Source organism: Agrococcus citreus (genome assembly GCF_039527715.1).
Lineage (GTDB): Bacteria > Actinomycetota > Actinomycetes > Actinomycetales > Microbacteriaceae > Agrococcus > Agrococcus citreus.
This window is the reverse complement of record NZ_BAAAKK010000003.1, coordinates 66,044-85,084: the sequence shown is the minus strand read 5'-3', so window position 1 is coordinate 85,084 and position 19,041 is coordinate 66,044. Positions and strand designations below refer to the sequence as shown.

Below are 19,041 nucleotides of genomic sequence, written 5' to 3'. Positions count from 1 at the left end.
CATCGGTCTCGCCATGCCCTAACGCAACCCCGGCTGCGCAGGTAGCGAGGGAAGTGCCTCCAATGCGCCGGATCGTTCCCGGTCCCGTTCAGGGTGCAGCCGTCGGAGCACGAAGCGCAGCGCAAGAGCCACTATTAGCACATTAAACGCTATCCAGAGTTGACTGATAGTGTTCCCTCGAATCAGCGATGGCATAAAACTCGCAATCGTCAAGACAATGACGAGAGGCGCTCCTTGAGCGGTCTCTAAGCGTCTCTCGAGAGTCCGCAGATAGAGGCCGAGCAGTAGCATGCCGATCGCTACTCCAATGATGCCAAGGTCAAAATACAATACTCCCACTACAGAGGGAACCGGGCAAGCGACCGTCGCGCATCCGCCTCCAAATAGTTCCGTGAGAATGGTATTGCTCCAGGTCGGCCACGGCGACAATGCTGCTGGAATGGGTTGCAGGAGCAACTCTCCCAGCGTCCCTCTCCCACCGCCGAACTCCATAGAATCGCCGAGCCGTGGTGCGACGAGAGCAATGTAGTCGAACATCTCCGTGTCGTATGAGACGAAGAAGCCTCGGACGGTCTGCCCTAGGCCATTCTCCTGGAAGAACAAGACGAGCGATTCGACAAGGTTGCCGGACTCTACCCGGGAGCCAGCGCTACGGACGAAGGGAAGCGCAGCGATTATCATGCCGATCGCGAGTGCGGGCACCAGCAGTCGGAGCGGCACGATTCGATTCCATGTAGGTCTGCAAACGGCAATGACGGCGGCTAACGCCACAGGCAGCAGTAAGCGGCGATTGCCCAGCGCGAGCGGGGGAAGAGCAGCGAGCACCACGGCACCCAGGAATAGTATCTGCTCCAGTTTAGCAAGGGGGCGCTGCTGTTCAAGCGCCATTCGTGCCACGCAGAGAACGATCACTCCTGCTACTGGAATGGCGCTCAATAAGACAGGCACGCCTTCGAGCCGGGATGCAATCTCCGCCGACCTCCCAGAGGCCAGCTGACGAACGAAGCTGAAGCCCCCGCCGATGACGGCCATTGCGAGGAACCATAGGACTGAACTTGCTGCGCTTATGGCCACTGCCGGAAGCATGCCCAAGGGATACGGCGACGCCCCGGCTGCAACGCGGTGCACGGTTGTCCTGGCGTGAGTGGGCGGCCTAAGCCGATCGACGATGAGTCCCAGGGTCAACGCGACGGTCGCAACAAGGCCGATCCGCGCTGCCAGCTCAGTGCCGTATTCGACATTGGCGCCGTATAGCGACCATTCCTGTTCCGCGCCGAGCACGAGAGGGCGAACGCCAAATATCGACGCTAGTAGCAAATAGGTGACGGACACAGGCGAAACCAAGAGGCCCCTGCGAAATCTGACGTGAACTACCCACGCGCCTACTGAGATCGCGATGGTCAACGTACAGTAAATAGCGAGCAACTAGCTCTCCAAGACGTGCACGACTCGTCTCCTCGCCTCGAGCAAGCGCAGTCGTGCTTGCTCGAGGGCGCCCGTGCTGATTGCTTGCATCGGTTCGTAAGGGCCAGCGATCAAGGCGGGTAGCCGGTCGTCAGACCAGCCGCGCATAACCTGACCACCCAGCCCGAGAGGGTACAATTGACGTTCGAGCTTGCCGAAGTTCCCCGTCTCAATTCCGATCGGTATCGCGCCACAGAGGAGGCCGAACAGCAAAGAGTGAAGGCGGTCGCTCACCACGTATCGCGAGCGAGTGTAGGCGTCGGCTACAAGAGGGAGCTGCGTCACGAGCGATCCTGACCACGTGGTGCTCGAACCAAGGTCTAGCGAATCGGCAACGGCGTCGTCTCGTCGTACTTGCACGACAAAGCGCGGGTCAAGACCAGCTGCATCCACCGTGCGCTGTACCAACTCGCGAGGATGAGCGCGATCGACCCGCAAAGAGACCGACACTAGACCTCTCGGGTGATCCCCGTTGTCGCGGCCAAAGCGATCGGAAGCCAGCGCGACATCCGGGATCCATTGGGCCCTCGGAAACATGTGCGTGGCGGCCTGATCGCGGACCAGGGTCAAGTGTGAGGCTCTCACCAGGCCAGCTTCGAGTTGCTTCAGAACCGTCTGTTCACCTCTATAGCCTCGCCCGATCTTAAGCACACGACCGCCTCGCAACTTAATGGCGTGTGCCAATGCAAGATTCGCGGCGGCTCTTGGCCACTCACGAACGCCAAGATCAAGGTGCTGCTCCCCAGGAGAGAACACTAAGGAGGCACGCTCGCCGAGTTCGCGCGCGAGTCTGAGCGCGTCCCCAAGTGAACGCACGAAGGTGACGTTCGGCGGCGCCTGCAGGGCCTCAAGGTAATCGTCGGGAGCCTCGCCGACAATTGCCGCAACGTGCGCGATTGGGGCTAGCCACTGCAGCATCTCCGCCCTTATGATGACGTCGCCGAGATTGTCATACTGCGCTTGAACGCTGATTATGATCATGGGGAATTAGCACTCGTCTTTCGGGGTCGGGGTGAAAGCCATGCCAGCAGGCCAAATTGAATGAAGTATCCCAGCGTAAGGCCGCCGGCGGCGGCAACTGGTCCGTACAACTGAGCCAAGATCGCGAGCAGGATCAAGGAAACTGCGGCAGTCAACAAGGAAATCTTGGCCACTGACCATTCCCGACCTGACGCTTGCAGGTGACTTGTCAATACAGACGACATGCCTGCCGCTACAAGACCAAGCAGGAGCACTTGTAGAACCGGTGCGGCACCGATATAGGGTTCGCCGAAAAGTACTCTGATCAGCGGCTCGGCGAGAAGAGCGATCGCCGCATACACCCCTACTGACGCGAGGCCGACGCTGAATGTCAGCTGCCACGGGGACTTGCGTCCTCCCGCACGGGCGGCACGAGGCAGCGCAGCCTGACCAAGAGTCGCTGGGATTAGTCGTAGCGGGCTGATCAGCCGCGCTGCCGGGGCGAAGACGCCCGCGACAGCGAAGTTGGACACGATGCCAACTACGGTTACATCTAACTGCCTGGCCTGCGCGCCGACCGAATTCAGCCAGAATGGGAGCGCGTGCCTGAGCGTGGCTCCCAGTGACGAGCCCACTTCCTGCTCGCCGCTTGCTTCCGGTTCCAAGGTGTCCACCGGAAGGAGAAGAGAAAGCAGGCCACCCAGAGCGAACCCACAACTCATCAAGAAAATCGGGTCTATCGGTGTTAAGAGTGCGACGGAGGTCAATACGGTCGGGAAGACCTTTCGGACTGAAAGGTTCGCCGTAGCTCGCCGAACTCGTTCTGCACCAATCGCCAGAGCAAAGCGAAATTCTGCAACGCGTTCCGTGAAAATCCAAATAGCGAGTGGCAACAGCGACCAACTAAAGACTGAGGGAAGCGTCAGCGCAGCGACCGAAATAATCAAAGTCATCGTGAGACCAGATAGCCACGCGACTCTGAAGTTGAGTCGTTGAAGCGCGAACACGACAGGCCGGTCTGCTACGGCCGAAGAACGGGTCGTTGCTGGCGTGATGCCCAGGTCTGAGAGCGTCGAGGCGAGGATCATCGCACCAAGAATTGCTCCCACCACGCCGAACTCAACAGGGTCAAGCAGTCGGGCTAGCAAGAATAGAAGCGCGGCTTGAGCGACCGCGCCGAGAAGCCGCGCCGCGACCAGACCGCTAAAAAGCCTCAGCATTGCCTAGCTAGCGCTGTCGCGTCGGAAGCAGCCGGCGCAACGCTTTGGGATTGCGTGCGACCTGGCGGAGCAGGTTCATCGACGTCCATGCCTTGTCCGACAGCAAGCCCCACTGCGTCTCACTAGGCAAAACGAGGAAGGGGTACCGGCCCCTGTGCTGGTTTGCGGAGACCCGAATCCCTCGCTCTTGATTCTTGACGTTCCCGCCGTGGCAATTTTGGAGCCACATCTCGCGCTCTGACCATTGTCGGATAACTCCGTGACGAGCAAGTCTGTCGTGCCAGTCTACAAACACGGTTTGCATATGCGGTCCCCGTGCGTCCACGTGCGAGATAAATGCATTGGACGCATGACGGTAGGCGAGCAAGCGAGCACGAGAGTACTGCAATCCACGCGGGAAGTTCAGGAATACACGAGGCGTACGTCCGATTTCTCGCTGCACGATCGAAATGTAATCCGGGTCGATCGCGTCATCGTTATCCAGCCTGCTCGTCACGACGTAAGGCTTCGTCGCGCGCTTCAAGAGCGCATGCACAATCGTGCGTTCCTCGCAGACCGCGTCCACGATTACCACTTCTGCGTTTTTCGGCAATACTCTCTCGAGGCGTTCGCGAGTGGCAACAGGTACACTTGAGTCAACGAACAGAAGCCAAGAGAAGGACTGAGTGCTTTGCCGTAGAACGCTGGGGAGGCAAATCGCCTCAAAAATACTGATGCGCGATCGGAGCCACTCATCGGACGGCAACGGTGCGCCGGGCTTGATTCGCACAGCGAAGCGTGTAAGTAGGAAGTGTTCGAAATCACTCATAGCGAGCTCGCGCCGCCTCGATGAATCCCTCAGCCATATCTTCGATCGCATATCGCGCTTTGACTAGCTGGGCCCGCTCTGACATTCGACCGTCGACATCATGCCGGCGCTGCCACGCCGCATCCAAAGCTATCTGGGCAGACTCCGCACTGTTGCTCGCAAACGACCAGGAGTTCGACGCGTCGAGCAGTTCGGCCTCGGGGGCGTGAGGATCGGAATCTGGATACACGACAGGGACGCCGAAGCCCAATGACTGAGTGACGTTCAATCCGACGTAGCCAGGTGCGAACATCGCAACGGCAGAGGAGAACGCGTCACGTAGTCCAACAACGTCCGTAACATCACCGGCGAGACAGACCCGGCCGTCAGCCACCAAGTCGGCGGCCTCGAGGCCGACTACCCCCGCGAGCGGGCCTGAGCCTAGGAGAACCAGGCGAGCCGAAGGGTTCTGCTGCACGAAAAGTCGGAACGCTTGGATGGCAAGCAGAGGCTTCTTCGACTCAACAAGGCGGCCGATCACGATGAAGTCGGTGCGTGGGCCGGTACTGGTTGAGCCGTGTATCTCTTCGCGACGGTATAGAGCGTTGGCTGCGACGAAAACTTGCTGCGAAGGGTGCAGGCGTCGATAGTCAGCGGCTTCGCCGTGAGTGTAAACGATCATGCCGTCAAGCATTGAGCGCATGGCATGTCGTACCGAGGCGGTGCTCGCGAAGCGTCCGGCGCGGGGATGCACATGCCCCCAAGCCAGCGTTCTGCGCCTAGCGATTCTCCGGCCTGCAATCGTCAGCCATGTAGAGATGATGCGGGGGTTTAGCTCTACGACCACCGTCGACGATCCCAGGACGTGCCTCCAAGGGAGCGACTGCCAGATCAAGCGCTTGCTCAAGAAGAAGCGGTTGCGTGGCAGTCGCCAGACATTATCCCCACGGACCGCTGCCGTCACTCCGGCCTGCGCTTGGCTGTCGCCCGTGGCGAAGACGATCTCAGGCCGACCCGCCAGAACGTCTAGGAGCTCCTGGCGGTAGTGCGGGAGCGCGAGTTGGATGATCAATAGACGCGTGGCACGCGCTGGCTCCTCGCGCGTGAACGCTTGATTGCTGTCTGCCATTGCATCCTTTCCTCGAGGATCCTACTAGTCGTGGATGCCTCCGGCTGCGTCGCGACCAAGCCGCGCCAGGACCAACATCTACCGCGGCGTCGTCGCTCGTCCCCCAAGTGCGGGTAGGGTTCCTGGGTGCCACAGGATCTGCGCGTAGCGCTTCTCAGTCTGAACTTTGCGCCGGAGCCCACCGGCATCGCGCCGTACTCGACCGCCCTCGCGCGCCGGCTCAACCAGATCGGGCTCGCAACGCGAGTGATCACGGCGCACCCTCACTATCCTGGGTGGCGTGTTGCCGAGGGTTACGGAGAGTGGTCGCGCTTCGAACTGGTCGAAGGAGTACCAGTCCATCGCGTTCGGCACTACGTGCCCAGTCGGCCCAAGGGGTTGCTGCGCTTGCTTTCTGAGCTGACATTCGGAGCACGCGTCTTTCTTGCAAAGTGGGGCCGGGTCGATGCAGTGATCGCCGTTTCGCCTGCGCTGTTCTCGACTGCTCTGGCTTGGCTGCGATGGCGGCTGTCACATCGCAGGGTTCCGTTCATCGTCTGGGTGCAGGATCTCTACAGCCTCGGACTCGCTGAGACTGGCCAGGGACGAGGGCTGGCCGCGTCGGTCTCAAGTCGCGTCGAGGGGGCGCTGTTTCGGCGCGCGACGCGCGTGGTGGTGATCCATGAGCGCTTCGCGGCTCGGGTGGTCGAAGACCTCGGGGTGGATCCGGCGCGGATCGACGTTGTTCGAAACTGGACGCACCTGGCTCCCTTCCACGTGATCGATCGGGACGCAGCGCGAGCGCGCCTCGGCTGGGATCCCCTCGACACCGTTGTGCTGCATGCGGGCAACATCGGTGTGAAGCAGGGACTCGAGAATGTCGTCGCTGCCGCGCGCCTCTCGCAGCACGCAAGTGCGCGCGTCCGCTTCGTGCTGCTGGGAGGGGGGAGCGAACGATCGCGGCTCGTCAAGGAGGCGTCCGGCCTAGGCACGATCGAGTTTCGCGAGGCCCTCGACGACGAGGCTTTCCAGGAAGCGTTGCAGGCCGCTGACGTCCTGCTAGTCAATGAGCGGCCAGGTGTCGCCGAGATGGCAGTGCCGAGCAAATTGACTTCCTACTTCGCGGCGGGGCGACCGGTGATTGCCGCAACAGAAGGGCACGGGATCACGGCTCACGAGATAGGAGTCGCGCGAGCAGGTGTCGTCATCCCGCCAGGCGACCCGGCGCGTCTCCTGCAGTGTGTCCGAGAGCTCGTAAGCAACGCTGACAGATGTGCCGAGTTCGGGCGCAACGGCCGAGAGTACCAGGCTACAGTCCTTGCCGAGGGCAGCGCCATCTCGGCATTTGCCTCGCTGATCCGCTTGGCCGCTAGTCGCGCCGCGCGCTGAACCTTCGGTACCCTTGATGCGACGTGAGGCATCATCCGTTGTCGCTGGGTCAGGTTAGACCGCCGCAGCCAGATGCACTCGATGGAAAAAACGACGAGAAGGTACTTTCTTGACCAAGCGCGCTTTCATCACGGGCATCACCGGGCAGGACGGCTCCTACCTAGCAGAGTTCCTGCTCGCGAAGGGATACGAGGTGCACGGGCTCATCCGCCGTGCATCGACCTTCAACACTCACCGCATCGACCACCTCTACGTCGATCGACACGACCCCAGTGCTAAACTGTTCCTGCACTATGGCGACCTCAGCGACGGAGCGCGCCTGGTCACATTGATGGCTGAGATCAACCCAGATGAGGTTTACAATCTCGCAGCGCAGTCGCATGTGCGCGTGTCATTCGACGAGCCTGAGCATACGGCTGACACGACCGGCACTGGCACGATACGTTTACTAGAGGCGGTGCGAGTTTCGGGCGTCGACACGCGGTTCTACCAGGCGTCGTCCTCCGAGCTCTACGGCGCGACGCCGCCTCCGCAGAACGAGCACACGCCGTTCTATCCGCGCTCACCCTACGCGGCCGCGAAGCTCTACGCCTATTGGATTACCAAGAATTACCGCGAGGCGTACGGCTTGTTCGCGGTGAACGGTATCTTGTTCAACCATGAGTCGCCCAGGCGCGGTGAGACGTTCGTCACACGAAAGATTACTCGAGCTGCGGCTCGTATAAAGGCGGGCGTGCAGCAGGACCTTTATCTCGGGAATCTAGAGTCGGTGCGCGACTGGGGGTACGCTGCTGAGTACGTCGAGGGGATGTGGCGAATGTTGCAGGCTGACGCGCCGGAGGACTTCGTGCTGGCTACGGGCGTCGGCTACACGATCAAGGACTTCTTGGAAGCGTCGTTTGGTCACGTCGGACTGGACTGGGAAGAGTATGTGAAGTTCGACGAGCGCTACCTGCGGCCCACGGAAGTTGACGCGCTCATTGGCGATCCTTCGAAGGCGGCGGAGAAGCTCGGGTGGACTCCCACCGTCGACGGCAAGCAGCTTGCGACGCTCATGGTCGATGCCGATGTCGCGGCGCTCGAGCATGGTCATGAGTGGCGCGACACCGTTGAACTCGCGTCTTGGGGCACGGCGTGACAGCGTCGGACGGCGTAACCTACGTCCCCGGCGAGCTTGATCGTGACGCGACCTTCTACGTTGCTGGCCACCGCGGACTCGTGGGCTCCGCCATCGTGCGCCGGCTCGAGAGAGCTGGCTTCCGACGGATCGTTGGAAAGCGCTCCGCTGAGCTCGACCTTAAGAATCGTGATGCGGTGTTCGCGTACATGGCGGAAGTGAAGCCGAAATATATCGTGCTGGCGGCGGCCAAGGTGGGCGGCATTCTCGCCAACAGCACCTACCCAGTCGATTTCTTAAGCGACAACGTGCGCATCCAGACCAACGTGCTGGATGCTGCGCTCAACAATGATGTCGAGCGTGTCGCCTTCCTTGGGTCATCATGCATCTACCCGAAGTTCGCCGAGCAGCCCATCCGCGAAGAATCGCTCCTCACGGGATACCTTGAACCGACCAACGACGCGTACGCGATCGCGAAGATCGCCGGCATTATGCACACGCAGGCGGTGCGTCGTCAGTATGGCCTGCCTTGGATTTCTGCCATGCCGACAAACCTCTACGGGCCGAACGACAACTTCTCTCCTAAGGGGTCGCATGTTCTGCCGGCACTCGTTCGACGGTACGACGAGGCAGCGAGCATCGGCGCCGCTTCGGTAACGAACTGGGGTACGGGCACGCCGCGGCGCGAGTTCCTGCACGCTGACGACATGGCGGACGCCGTATTGCACCTGCTAGAACACTACGACGGTCCCGAGCAAGTCAACGTCGGTAGCGGCCACGACGTCACCATTAGGGAGGTCGCTGAGACTATCGCGGCCGTGGTGGGCTTCGAAGGCGAAACTTTGTGGGATACCACGAAGCCCGACGGTACGCCGCAGAAACTGCTTGACGTATCCAAACTAGCGGATGCGGGATGGACGTCGAGCATCTCTCTCGAGGAGGGCCTCGAGCGAACCGTCGCCTGGTACCGTAAGCACGCGGGCAGTTTGCGCGGCTAGCGCTTTCGAGCAGATTGCGCCGCCGTCTTGCTTCGGTGCGAAGCCGATGCTCCGGTTTGTGCTAGCGGTGCGGCTGCGACCGTGATATCGACGCGAATCTCCGTCTTACGGCGTCGAGGACCAACGTCAGCGTAACCGGTTGCCGTGTGAAACTTGGCTATCGTTGCACCATGGCGACTCATGTGACAAAAGCCGTGATCCCGGCAGCCGGGCTGGGTACGCGATTCCTTCCCGCTACCAAGGCGCTGCCGAAGGAGATGCTCCCGGTGGTGGACAAGCCGGTAATCCAGTACGTGGTCGAGGAGGCGGTTCGAGCCGGGCTCGACGACGTGCTCTTCGTCACTGGGCGGAACAAGAACGCGCTGGAGAACCACTTCGACCGCGCGACCGAGCTCGAGGCGACGCTCATCAAGAAGGGCGACGTCAACCGGCTCGCCAAGGTGAAGCGGTCGTCGGGCCTTGCAGACATCCACTACACGCGCCAGGGTGACCCGCTTGGTCTCGGTCACGCGGTGCTGCGTGCGCGTGCGCATGTCGGTGATGAGCCTTTTGCCGTACTGCTCGGCGACGACATCATCGATGAGCGCGACCACCTGCTCGAGCGGATGGTCGAGGTGCAGGCGGCGCTGCAGACGACCGTCGTGGCACTCATGGAGGTGCCGGAGTCGCAGGCGCATCTGTACGGCATCGCAACCGTCGAGGTGACCGACCAGGACGACATCGTGCGTGTGACTGGCCTGGTGGAGAAGCCGGAGCCGGGGACAGCACCGTCCAACCTCGCGATCGTGGGACGCTACGTGCTGCGCCCAGAGGTCTTCGACGTCCTGGAGCGAACGGAGCCGGGCAAGGGCGGGGAGATCCAGCTCACGGACGCGCTGCTCGCGCTCGCCAGTGACGACGCAGCAGGCGGCGTGCACGGTGTCGTGTTCCGCGGTCGTCGGTACGACACGGGCGACCGCCTCGACTACCTGAAGGCGAATGTGCTGCTCGCCACGGAGCGCGAAGACATCGGTCCGGAGCTGCGCGACTGGTTGAAGGAGTTCGTGGCAGGTCTCTGACGCCTCCGGGCGGCCCGAATCCAATATCCAGGTTTGACAAGGTGCCGCACGGTGCCTGTTCCAAGAAGCCGGCACCGCGTCGGCAGAGAGTGCGAGCACTTGTGAAGATCGTCGTCGTCGGCACCGGCTATGTAGGGCTTTCGAATGCCGTGGTGCTGGCTCAGCATCACGACGTCATTGCAGTAGACATCGACGAGCGCAAGGTCGAGCTGGTGAACAATCGGCTCTCGCCGATCATCGACACCGAGCTCGAGGATTACCTGGCCACGAAGCCGCTGAGCCTCACTGCAACGACGGATGGCCCCGCAGCCTTCCGCTGCGCCTCGCTCGTGGTGATCGCTACGCCCACCGACTACGACCCCGAAGAGAACTTCTTCAACACCTCGTCGGTCGAATCGGTCATCGACGGGGTGCTCGCCGTCGCGCCCGAAGCGACGATCGTCGTGAAGTCGACCGTGCCGGTCGGGTTCACGGAGCGGATGCGCACACTGAATCCAGGCGCTCACATCGTCTTCTCGCCGGAGTTCCTCCGAGAGGGGCGAGCGCTCCACGACAACCTGCATCCCTCGCGCATCGTCGTGGGTGACACCGGAGAACGGGGGCGCCGATTCGCAGACCTCATGGTGGAGGGTGCTGAGGCCGAGAATGTGCCGGTCCTGCTCACCGACCCGACCGAGGCCGAGGCGATCAAGCTCTTCGCCAACACGTACCTCGCGCTGCGCGTCGCATACTTCAACGAACTCGACACCTACGCCGCGACGCACGGCCTCGATGCCGCGCAGATCATCGGCGGCGTCGGCCTCGATCCCCGCATCGGCACGCACTACAACAACCCTTCATTCGGATACGGCGGTTACTGCCTCCCGAAGGACACGAAGCAGCTGCTCGCGAACTATGACGCCGTGCCGCAGAACCTGATCGCTGCTGTGGTCGCGGCCAACACCACGCGCAAGGACTTCGTCGCGGCCGACATCCTGCGCCGTGAGCCGAAGGTCGTGGGGATCCACCGACTCATCATGAAGTCGGGGTCGGACAACTTCCGGGCGTCGTCAATCCAGGGCGTGATGAAACGCGTGCGCGCCAAGGGCATCGAGATCGTCCTCTACGAGCCCGCTCTCGAGGAGGACACCTTCTTCGGATCGGAGATCATCCGCGATCTCGAGGAGTTCAAGCGCCGCTCGGACGTGATCGTCGCGAATCGCCGTGCCGAGGAGCTCGAGGACGTCGCCGAGAAGCTCTACACCCGCGACATCTACGGTCGCGACTGAGCATTAGCCATGAATGGCGGGCTTCGATTGGGGGACAATCGCTCGCCGTCAATTGCGTGATTGGAAACCGGCCACGGTTGGGTATATCGTCTCAATATGGCAAAGAAGACAATGGTCCAGCTGGTCGATGACCTTTCAGGTCAGTCGATCGAAGACGGTGAGGGTCGTACGATTCGGTTCGCCTTCGACGGCGCCGAGTACGAGATCGATCTCACCAACTCCAACATCGAAGAGTTCTCGAACTCGCTCGAGCGCTTCGTGCGCGCGTCGCGCCGGGTGTCCGGGCGTCGGAAGACCGGCGGATCGACCGGGCGCGGAAGCGGTGGTGGCGACAACGAGACGGCCGCTATTCGCGAGTGGGCGGAGTCGCAGGGGCTGAAGGTCGCGTCGCGCGGGCGCATCTCGGCGGACATCGTGGAGCGGTACAAGAACCGCTGATTCAGGAACTCTGCGAACGCCGTCCCCTTGGGGGCGGCGTTTGTGGTTTCGGCGGGTGGGTTCGACACGCTCGGCTCGCTGCGCTCGCGGAGCGGCTCAACCAGCGTCGGTGCGGTCAGGGCAGGAGCTCGTCGATTCGCTGGGCGATGAGCGCTAGGCCCTCCTCGTTCGGGTGGAGGTCGTCCGAGGCGATCAGGTCGGGGCGGTTCTCGAACATGTCGCCCAGGTCGAGGTACTCGGCGCCCACTCGGTTTGCCTCGCGCTCGACCTGCTCGCGCAAGGTGATGAGCGCATCCGGAGTGGGGAGTCGTCCCAAAGCGGGGACGTGACCACCAGCCGGGCTTCGGGCCGCTGGCGGCGGAGCTCGGTGTAGAAGACGGTCACCGGTCGCTCGAGGTGCAGGCGGTTGAGGTCGTTGCGGCCGCCGGAGACGACGACGATGTCGGGGTCGGCCGCGACCGCTGCGGGCAGGACGCCGACGTAGGAGTTGCAGCCGGACGCGGGGCAGAGGCCGTCGGGCTGGCCGGTGGAGTAGCCGGTGCCGGCGATGGCGAGGTTCTGCACGTTCCAGTCGCGGAGGTCGCCGAGGATGGCGGGGAAGTCGGTGCCCGCGAGGGAGGTGCCTGTGCCGACCGTGTAGGAGTCGCCGATGAAGACGGCGGTGGGGTGGGTCGGCGTGCTGGGGGTCGGTGTGGGCGCCTGGGCGCAGGCGGTGACGACGGCGAGGAGAGTTGCGACGATCGCGGTCGCTATCGGGGCTCTTCGTCTGGTCATGGTGGTCTCGACTCGCGGCCGGCTTCGCCGGCTGCGGCTCGACCGCCGGATCGAGTTAACTCCTCTCCGCAATTTTTCCGCAAGGGAGGGCTTGGGCGGGAGTTCAGGGCGCATACTTTCGGCAATGGCCCGATGGCGGGCGCCGGAGGGAGCAGCGTGGACGTTCTTGAGTACGCCCGACTGCTGCGCAAGCACTGGGTCATCGTGATCGTCGCCACAATCTTCGGTGCCGTGGCCGGACTGGGACTCTCGTTCGTGCAGACACCGTCGTACCGCGCATCCACGGAAGTGTTCATCTCGACGCAGGCAGCAGATACCAGCTCCGAGCTCGTACAGGGCAATGCGTTCACGCTCTCGCGCGTCAATACCTACGCGCGGCTCGCGAGCAGCGAAGAAGTGCTCGATCGCGTCGTCGAGCAGCTGAACCTCAACGTGCCGTCGCGGGACCTCATCGAGCAGATCCAGGCCGTGCCGGTGGCCGACACCGCCATCCTCGAGATCTCGGCCACGAGCGACCAGCCGCAGGTCGCGGCCGACCTCGCGAACGCCACCGCGGCGAACCTCGCCGACTCCGTCGCCGAGCTCGAGTCGGACGGCACGTCGAGCCCCATCCGCCTCGCGACGATCGTCAGCGCATCGGTGCCCGTCGAGCCCGAGAGCCCCCGGCCGATGCTGCAGGCGGTGCTCGGCGGGCTCCTCATGCTCGTCGCGGCACTCGCATTCGTCGTCGCGCGCGACCTGCTCGACACCCGCATCCGCACCGACCGCGACGTCAAGGCCGTGACCTCGGCGCCGCTGCTCGCCTCGGTGCACTTCGACCCGAAAGCGACCTCGCGGCCGCTCGTGGTGCACGCCGAGCCGCTCAGCCCGCAGTCGGAGATGTTCCGCACGCTCCGCACCAACCTGAACTTCGTCGAGGTCGACGGCACGAGCCGCATCTTCGTCATCACCTCGTCGATCCCCGGCGAGGGCAAGACGACCACCGCGGCGAACCTCGCGCTCGCCATCGCGGGCTCCGGGCAGTCGGTGCTGCTCGTCGACGCCGACCTGCGCAAGCCGAAGCTCGCCGAGTACATGGGGCTCGAGGGCGCGGTCGGCCTGACCGATGTGCTGATCGGCAAGGCGACGCTCAACGACGCCGTGCAGGACTGGGGCTCGTCGGGCCTGTTCGTGCTCCCGGCCGGCCCCGTGCCGCCCAATCCGAGCGAGCTGCTCGGCTCTCGCGCGATGCACTCGATGCTCGAGGAGCTGCGCAGCGAGTTCGACTGGGTGCTGCTCGACGCGCCGCCGCTGCTGCCCGTCACCGACGCCGTCGTGCTCGCGCAGCAGGGAGCGGATGTGCTCGTCGTCGCGGCGGCCGACCGCGTCAACGCCCCGCAGCTGAAGCGCTCGCTCGAGATGCTCGAGACCGCCGACGTCTCGCTCGGCGGGCTCATCATGACCATGGCGCGGCTTGACTCGTCGGAGGCCTACCGGTACGCCGAGTACGGCTACGGCGGCCCGCACACCTCGCCCGCGCACGCGGAGGAGAAGAAGAAGCAGCCGGCGGCGAAGGCTGCGAAGGCGGAGAAGGTGCCGCCGCGGCCGCCGGTGAAGAAGGTCGACGCGCGGCCTCGCAGCGCGAAGCGCGGGGCGGCTCGGCGCTGACCGACGGCCAGCGTCAGCGGCGTGCTCGGACAGGCGAGCGGATCGGCTGAACCGACGGCCCGCGTCAGCGAGCGTGCGCGGCTGGGCGAGCGGATCGGCTCGCTCGCGCGTGCGCGGCGAGCCGCAGGCAGATGCGCACCACCGCTCCCGACAGCACCGCGAGCGCCATCGTCGCCGCGTCGAGGGTGCCGGCCGCGGCGAAGGCGGCCGCCGCGACCCCGAACGACGCGAGGCCGAGCCACGACGGCAGAGTCAGGCCCGTGGACGTCTGCGCGGCCGCCTGCCGGTAGACCTGCAGCTGCCACTGGTCGTTGAGCGCCTGCGCGATGCACAGCAGGATGAGCGGCGCCAGCAGGCCGTCGAAGGTGGGCCCGAGCAGCGCCTCCTGCCAGATGGCGATTGCGACGATCATCGCCGTCGAGGCGAGCACGGATGAGCCGAGCGAGATGACCCGGTTGCGTCGCATCGCCGTCGGGCCGTCGTCCGCGGTCGCGGCGAACCGGCCGTAGAGCACGGCGTTGAGCGCTTGCGTGAGCCCGCCCGAGGCGGCCGCGATCGTGGAGGCGACGGCGTAGACGCCGAGCGTCGCCGAGGTCGCGAGCATGGCGAGCAGCACCTGATCCATGCGCCAGGCGACGCCGTCCACGACTGTCGACGACCACATCGAGGTGCTGAACCGCCACGGCGGCGGCTTGGCGCTGCTGCGCCGGATGAGGCCGAACGAGCTGACGACCCCGACGAGCGAGGCGAGCAGCTGCCCGGTGAGCGAGATCGCGAAGGCCAGCTCGAGCGTGAGCGCGCCGGCGAGGAACGCGACGATGTAGCCGAGGGAGGGCAGCACGACGTTGCAGATGCGGCTGAGGTTGTAGACCTTGAGCCGCGACGCGAGGAGCAGCCGCTCGACGCCGATCTGGTAGACGCCGGCCACCGCGAGCACGACGCTCGAGATGCGGATGGCGTGCGCCACCCACGGCTCACCGCCAGCGAGTTGCTCGGCGAGCACGAAGCACGCGGAGGCCGAGAGCAGCCCGATCGCGCCGACGAGCACGACGGCGCCACGGGATGCGGATGCCTCGCGGTGGTCCTGCACGGCCACGCCGCGGGGGAGGCCGATGAACGCGACGAATCCGAGCACCTGGATGACCGCGAACGCGGCGGCGAGCTGCCCGCGCCCGCTCGCGCCGAGCGCGCTCGCGAGCATCGGCGCGGAGATCACGCTGAGGGCGAGCCCGGCGTAGGTGACGCCCGCGAGCGCGAGCACCGGACGGCTCCGCTCGAGTGCCTTCCGAGCTCCGCTCAGCTTCGTCGTCCGCGGGGTCATCTCCGATTGCCTCGTGGGAGTCCGGTGTGCCCGCTGCACCCGTTCTGGCAGAGCCGGACCCGCGCCAGCGTGCGCCCAGCCGCCTCCGGGGCCTTCGGATCAAACACGTCGGCGCTGGAAGCCGGCTTCGCGTGCAAGGACGTCATCGAGTTTGCTGAAGAAGGTCTCCTCGGAAAATGACAGGGCATGAGCGCGGATTGCGTCGTTGTCCCAGGACCGCTGGTGAGCTTCCGCTACAGCGGTTGCGATCGCGACCGGCTCGGGCTGGTCGAAGTAGACACCCGTCACGCCCTCGACGATGGTGTCGAGGAACCCGCCCCACCGCAGCGCCACAGCGGGCTTGCCAAACGCGGCTGCCTCAATTGGGGTCAGACCGAAGTCCTCGTAACTGGCCGCGATGATCGCAGTGCAGTGCGAATAGAGCCAGCGCATCTCCGCATCTGACAGCTGCTGCAGAAACGTGACGTTGCTGGGTGCGGCCGCTCGGAGGTGGGCGGCTTCGGGTCCTGTCCCGACGACGACCAATCGATGGTTGAGACGGCTGAACGCGCCCGTGATTGCACCGACGTTCTTGTACGGAAGCAACCGCGACACGCAGAGATCGAAGCCGCTGTCTACCAGCGAGTCTGGCGCCTCAGATGGCTTGTGTTGCGTTCCCAAGGTGTTGAAGGAGTGTGGCGGGTGAATAACCTGCGACTCGATGCCGTATGCGTCCCGGATGTGCTGCTGGACGACCCTCGAGACTGCGATATAAGCGTCGGCGGTGAGCGCCTGGCGGCGGTCCCACCTGCGGAGCCATGGGCCGAGCAGGCCGAGCAGCGCGCGCGTTGTCCACGGGGCGTGCTGACCGAGATACACATCCTGCTGGTAGAGCCAGCGTGCTGGCGAGTGGCAGTACACGACCTTCCGGCCGGTGGTTCTGAAGCCATGGGCCCATGCGCTTGAGCTCACGAGCGTGACATCCGCGTCGATCGTGGTTCGTGAGACCGACGCAGCGAGAAACGGTAGGGCGTAGCGGTGATGACGACGGAGCCACTGACTTCCGTTGAGACCCGTGGACCGGACCTCTACTTCTCGGAAGTCCGAATAGGTATCGTCGGGTTCATACAATGTGGTTTGAATCGGCACTCCAGGGAAACCACGCGTGAGGGCCAACACCACCTTCTCCGCGCCGCCGCGTTGGGTTAGGTAGTCGTGCGCGATGACCAGCGGCCGGCGCGTCATCGGTGGAACCGTAGGCTATTGACGGTTTGGTGGGTGCCCGCGGCGAGTGGACGGAGAATGCGGTGCGAGTGACTTGGATCGCGCTCGAGTGGCCACGCGCAGGTCACCACGCTGGCGGGGTAGGGCGGTACCTGCAGCGGCTCGCTGAGCGGATGCGAGATGTGGTGGATCTCACCGTCGTCTGCTTCGAGGACGCGGTACCAATGGACGGCGTGTCCTTCGTGCGGTTGCCCGCGCCTAGGGGGCGCTTCGGTCGTTACTATGGCTCGGCTTGGCGGGCGTCTCGGGCCGCGCGGCGCCTCGCGCCCGATGTCATCCACGCGCACGGGGACGACGTGCTCCTGCCCAGAAGTGTGCCACTGGTACGGACTTTTCACGGTTCCTCCCTTAACGAAGCAAGAAGCTCGCGGGGGTTGCGAAGGCTGAACCACTACGTTCTCGCACTGCTTGAACGGATATCGGCGTCTCGCGCGATGGTGAAACTCGCGGTCGGGCCCGAATCCCTCGAGCTGCTGCGATGCGAAACGATCGTTCCCCCGTACCTCGGCGTCAGCTCCTTGCCCCGGCGAGCCGACGTCACCCCGTCCGTTGTATTCATCGGTAGTTTCGGTGGCCGCAAGCAGGGATACATCGCGCAGTCCGCAGTCAGCGAGATCCGCAAGACGCGGAGCGAAGTCGCGCTTGTCGTGGTCGGCCCATCGAGCGATTCCCACTGCTGGGAGGCCTGGGTGGACCATCGCTCCGGTCTCTCCGATGAGCAGGTCGCTGACGTCCTGTCTCGCGCCTGGGTGTTGGCGTCGCCCTCCGCCTACGAGGGCTTCGGCATACCGGTGCTGGAAGGGCTCGATCATGGTCTACCGGTCGTCGCATACCCGAATCCGGGATCCGAGTATGTCGCGTCGCTGGCTTCCCAGCGCGTTCCGCTTGAACTGGCGCATGGCGAGGCGTTCACGTCAGCCCTCCGCCGCCGTATCGAGGCTGGACCCGTGCTGGATGCGGCCGAGCAGCACGCGTCTCGGGACCTTGTTGACGAAGTCCTCCGCCTGGGGTCGCCGGTTCGTTTGGTGGCTTTCTATGAGCGGGCGCTCGAACGGGATCGTACGCGTCGAAGAGCCCCGCACCTCTGACTGGGCGATCTTGGCGAAGTAGTCCGCGTACTCACTCGCGAGTTCTGGGTCAGACCGCACGGGCCGTTGAACCAATAGGTTGCGGTGCAGACGCAAGCGCAGTCCAGTTTCGTCACTGAGTCGACGCATCGCTTGTGTCATAGCGCGTACGTCGCCCATCTCAACGAGCAGCCCTGTATCGCCATCGGCGACCCGATCGAGCGGCCCGCCTGCACGCGTCGCAATCGTGGGTCGGGCCGCCGCGAGGTATTGCAGCACGTTCTGTCCCAACGGCTCGGGACGGGTGGACGCATGCACGCAGACGTCCCAGTCATCGATGAGGGGCCAGATGTCGTGCACGTGCCCGAGGAAGTCGACACGGTCTGCTACACCCAGTTCTTCGACCAGCTCCATTAGGTGGCGGGCGTACGCCTCTTCGCCGAAGGCAGTTGAGCCGGCGACCTGCAGTCGCACGCCAGGCTCGGGGAACGCTGCGGCGAATGCGCGAATCACTTGCGCTTGGCCTTTCCAAGGCGCCATCCGTGCCAGAATGCCGACTTTTTGCACGCAGTCGCGTAGCGCCGCGGGCGCACGGCTCCTGTCGTGTCCGATTGATGACTCAATGATTGCGACTTGCGCGCCGACGCCAATCCATTGGTCAGCAGAGCTGAGCGTGTAGGCGGAATTGGCAATGACGCCGTCCGCGCGTCGCAGCGCGGTGCGCATGGCTCGGACGCCAACGGACCCGAGGGTCGCCTCGTCGACAGCATCACGCAGATGCACCACGAGCCGGCGGCGGGAGCCCAGGGTCGCCAGAAGCCCGATGATTGCTGCCCGACTCGAGTTGGTGTGGACGATGCGATTGCGGCGGAACTCTCGTGACGAGCGCAGTGCGCCGGCCTGGAGAACGACGTTGAGCGCCGTCGAGAGCAGTGCGGTCGGCGACGCTGTGCGTGCTCCCGGGCTTTGTGTGACGCCCACGACCCGGACGGTGCCGCCGGCGAGCATCGCGTACTCGCCGAGCCCGTGTCGGGAAGGTGGGACGAACAACGTCGCGTCCCAGGCGGACCCTGCCTGGAGCAGGCGTCGGAGCGCAATCTCGCCCCCTCCGGGTTCGACTGTGTGGTCGATGTGCGCAACGCGGTTCATGGGTGCGGCAAAG

Annotated in this window: 16 protein-coding genes and 1 pseudogene; 8 read left to right on the top strand and 9 right to left on the bottom strand. The window is 64.1% G+C overall.

Going from position 1 to position 19,041, the window contains the following annotated elements:
- Positions 1-18 precede the first annotated feature (18 nt).
- From ABD106_RS05715 to ABD106_RS05700, 5 genes are all read right to left on the bottom strand, one after another.
- A complete protein-coding gene (locus ABD106_RS05715; RefSeq protein WP_343918277.1) occupies positions 19-1,332 on the bottom strand; it encodes an O-antigen polymerase in 1,314 nt (437 codons plus the stop codon).
- A 93-nt stretch (positions 1,333-1,425) separates the two neighbouring features.
- Positions 1,426-2,445 carry a polysaccharide pyruvyl transferase family protein gene (locus ABD106_RS05710; RefSeq protein WP_343918275.1) on the bottom strand — a complete coding sequence of 340 codons (1,020 nt, stop codon included), beginning with the start codon at positions 2,443-2,445 and terminating at the stop codon, positions 1,426-1,428.
- Positions 2,442-3,644, bottom strand: a complete 1,203-nt coding sequence (locus tag ABD106_RS05705) for a lipopolysaccharide biosynthesis protein (RefSeq protein ID WP_343918273.1) — start codon at positions 3,642-3,644, stop codon at positions 2,442-2,444. The genes ABD106_RS05710 and ABD106_RS05705 overlap by 4 nt, the downstream gene beginning before the upstream one ends.
- Positions 3,645-3,651: 7 nt before the next feature.
- A complete protein-coding gene (locus ABD106_RS14545; protein ID WP_425545727.1) occupies positions 3,652-4,452 on the bottom strand; it encodes a glycosyltransferase in 801 nt (266 codons plus the stop codon).
- Positions 4,445-5,560, bottom strand: coding sequence for a glycosyltransferase (locus tag ABD106_RS05700; RefSeq protein ID WP_343918271.1), 1,116 nt, complete (start codon positions 5,558-5,560; stop codon positions 4,445-4,447). Before ABD106_RS05700 ends, ABD106_RS14545 begins: the two co-directional genes overlap by 8 nt.
- Positions 5,561-5,686: 126 nt before the next feature.
- On the opposite strand from ABD106_RS05700, the gene ABD106_RS05695 reads away from it, so the two are divergent.
- The 6 genes from ABD106_RS05695 (at position 5,687) to ABD106_RS05670 (ending at position 11,807) form a co-directional block, all read left to right on the top strand.
- The gene (locus ABD106_RS05695) at positions 5,687-6,928 is read left to right on the top strand and encodes a glycosyltransferase family 4 protein (protein ID WP_343918269.1); all 1,242 of its coding nucleotides are present in this window, start codon (positions 5,687-5,689) and stop codon (positions 6,926-6,928) included.
- Between the two features lie 109 nt (positions 6,929-7,037).
- Positions 7,038-8,066: a GDP-mannose 4,6-dehydratase gene (gene gmd / locus ABD106_RS05690; RefSeq protein ID WP_343918267.1), complete on the top strand. Its 1,029-nt coding sequence runs from the start codon at positions 7,038-7,040 to the stop codon at positions 8,064-8,066.
- Positions 8,063-9,043 carry a GDP-L-fucose synthase family protein gene (locus ABD106_RS05685; RefSeq protein WP_343918265.1) on the top strand — a complete coding sequence of 327 codons (981 nt, stop codon included), beginning with the start codon at positions 8,063-8,065 and terminating at the stop codon, positions 9,041-9,043. Before gmd ends, ABD106_RS05685 begins: the two co-directional genes overlap by 4 nt.
- Positions 9,044-9,213: 170 nt before the next feature.
- Entirely contained in the window at positions 9,214-10,101 is an 888-nt protein-coding gene (gene galU / locus ABD106_RS05680; protein WP_343918263.1) for a UTP--glucose-1-phosphate uridylyltransferase GalU, read from the top strand.
- Between the two features lie 101 nt (positions 10,102-10,202).
- The gene (locus ABD106_RS05675; RefSeq protein WP_343918261.1) at positions 10,203-11,369 is read left to right on the top strand and encodes a nucleotide sugar dehydrogenase; all 1,167 of its coding nucleotides are present in this window, start codon (positions 10,203-10,205) and stop codon (positions 11,367-11,369) included.
- 96 nt (positions 11,370-11,465) lie between these two features.
- Positions 11,466-11,807, top strand: a complete 342-nt coding sequence (locus ABD106_RS05670) for a histone-like nucleoid-structuring protein Lsr2 (RefSeq protein WP_343918259.1) — start codon at positions 11,466-11,468, stop codon at positions 11,805-11,807.
- Positions 11,808-11,999: 192 nt separating this feature from the next.
- On the opposite strand, the gene ABD106_RS05665 is transcribed toward ABD106_RS05670, so the two are convergent.
- The gene (locus ABD106_RS05665; protein ID WP_343918257.1) at positions 12,000-12,581 is read right to left on the bottom strand and encodes an SGNH/GDSL hydrolase family protein; all 582 of its coding nucleotides are present in this window, start codon (positions 12,579-12,581) and stop codon (positions 12,000-12,002) included.
- Between the two features lie 156 nt (positions 12,582-12,737).
- Between ABD106_RS05665 and ABD106_RS05660 the strand changes: the two genes are divergently transcribed.
- Positions 12,738-14,228 carry a tyrosine-protein kinase domain-containing protein gene (locus tag ABD106_RS05660; RefSeq protein ID WP_343918255.1) on the top strand — a complete coding sequence of 497 codons (1,491 nt, stop codon included), beginning with the start codon at positions 12,738-12,740 and terminating at the stop codon, positions 14,226-14,228.
- Positions 14,229-14,292: 64 nt separating this feature from the next.
- On the opposite strand, the gene ABD106_RS05655 is transcribed toward ABD106_RS05660, so the two are convergent.
- Entirely contained in the window at positions 14,293-15,549 is a 1,257-nt protein-coding gene (locus ABD106_RS05655) for an MATE family efflux transporter (RefSeq protein WP_343918253.1), read from the bottom strand.
- Positions 15,550-15,648: 99 nt separating this feature from the next.
- A complete protein-coding gene (locus tag ABD106_RS05650) occupies positions 15,649-16,773 on the bottom strand; it encodes a glycosyltransferase (protein ID WP_343918251.1) in 1,125 nt (374 codons plus the stop codon).
- Between the two features lie 29 nt (positions 16,774-16,802).
- On the opposite strand from ABD106_RS05650, the pseudogene ABD106_RS14540 reads away from it, so the two are divergent.
- Positions 16,803-17,663 (top strand): annotated as a pseudogene (locus tag ABD106_RS14540) (glycosyltransferase family 4 protein); the annotation flags it as partial.
- Positions 17,664-17,726: 63 nt separating this feature from the next.
- Here ABD106_RS14540 and ABD106_RS05645 read toward each other — a convergent pair.
- Positions 17,727-19,028, bottom strand: a complete 1,302-nt coding sequence (locus ABD106_RS05645) for a glycosyltransferase (RefSeq protein ID WP_343918249.1) — start codon at positions 19,026-19,028, stop codon at positions 17,727-17,729.
- Positions 19,029-19,041: the final 13 nt, after the last annotated feature.